2 protein-coding genes are annotated in these 1,657 nt (G+C 48.0%); both read left to right on the top strand.

The window, feature by feature from the left end; all coding sequences use genetic code 11:
• On the top strand, positions 1-465 hold a 465-nt coding region (locus K2Q26_00010; GenBank protein ID MBY0313875.1), incomplete at its 5' end, for a hypothetical protein.
• A gap of 234 nt (positions 466-699) precedes the next feature.
• Positions 700-1,657 (top strand): YeaH/YhbH family protein (locus tag K2Q26_00005; protein ID MBY0313874.1); only part of this gene is annotated, 958 nt, incomplete at its 3' end.

Here is a 1,657-nt window from a genome sequence, read left to right as displayed (position 1 = left end):
TATTTGGAAAGTTACTCTGAATACGGACAAAACATTTTCGATCGCTATGTCACCTTCGCCGACTTCTGGATACAAGACCAAGAATTCCGCGATCCCGATACAGGCGAAAGTTTCGATCGAGAGTCACTCAATAGCGAATTAGAAAAAATCGAAAAACCTGCGGGCATCTCCAACCCCAAAGATTTCCGCAATGAGATCGTCAATTTCGTCCTGCGCGCCCGAGCACAAAATGGTGGCAAAAATCCGACCTGGACCAGCTACGAAAAACTGCGCACAGTCATTGAGAAAAAAATGTTCTCGAATACGGAAGAGCTGCTGCCGGTTATTTCATTCAATGCCAAAGCCAGCAGCGACGACGCCAACAAACATCAGGAATTTGTCAGCCGCATGGTAGATAAAGGGTACACCGCGAAACAAGTTAGATTACTTTGCGAATGGTATTTAAGGGTGAGGAAGTCGTCTTAGGGTTTGAAAAATGTTGGGCGGGTGCAAAATAGCCCCTCTCCCGCAAGCGGGAGAGGGGTTGGGGTGAGGGTGATCGAGCAAGACTGAAATTATTTTCAATGACTAAAATTTCAGCGACTGAGGCTTGTAAGCAATGGGGAAACGGATATCTGAATCCCCCTCATCCCCAACCCTTCTCCCGCCCACGGGAGAAGGGAGAATACCTAGCAAACAGAACTTGTTCGGGAGCACAAATTGGTACATTTAATCGACAGACGAGTTCAAGGTAAAAACAAATCTGCCCCGAATCGCGAGCGTTTTTTGCGTCGTTATAAAGGCCAGATCAAAGACGCCGTCACACGTGCCATTAAAGGCCGCTCTATCACCGACATGGACAGCGGTGAAAAAATCGCGATTCCAGTCAAAGACGTCAACGAACCCAACTTCGGTCACTCCCATGGTGGCGTATGGGAAAGCGTGAATCCCGGCAATCAAGAATACCAAACGGGCGATCAGATTGAGCGCCCCAAAGGCGGTGCCGGTAAAGGCAAAGGCCAAGCTGGCAATAGCGAAGAAATCAGCGAAGACGATTTTGTTTTCCAAATCAGCCGTGAAGAATTTCTCAATTATTTTTTCGAAGATTTAGAATTACCCAATCTCATCAAAACCCAGCTCACCGCCATCACCGATTTTAAAAATCAACGCGCTGGTTACAGCACCACCGGGACCGCCTCATCGCTACACGTGTTACGTTCATTGCGCGGTGCCTTAGGCAGGCGCATCGCGGTCGGCGGAAAATCCAGTAAGCGCTTAAAACAAGCTGAAGAAGAACTAGCCGAATTATTGGCTGAGACGAGCGACAACCAAGATCCCAGAATCCTCAAACTCCGCCAAGAGATACATCATCTTCGCACACGACTATTAGCGATCCCTTTCATCGACCCTTTCGATCTGCGCTACAGCAATCGCATCAAAGTGCCTAAGCCCAGCACCCAAGCCGTGATGTTTTGCCTGCTCGATGTCTCCGGCTCTATGGATGAAAAGAAAAAAGATATCGCCAAGCATTTCTTTATTTTGCTCTACCTATTCCTGCAACGCGCTTATGAAAAAATTGAAGTCGTCTTCATCCGTCATCACACATCGGCACTCGAAGTCGATGAACATGAATTTTTTCACTCACGCGAATCGGGCGGTACCATTGTCTCCTCTGCCC

Source organism: Bdellovibrionales bacterium (genome assembly GCA_019750295.1).
Taxonomy (GTDB): domain Bacteria; phylum Bdellovibrionota; class Bdellovibrionia; order Bdellovibrionales; family JAGQZY01; genus JAIEOS01.
The sequence above is the reverse complement of the archived record's forward strand: the minus strand, read 5'-3'. Positions and strand labels throughout refer to the sequence as shown.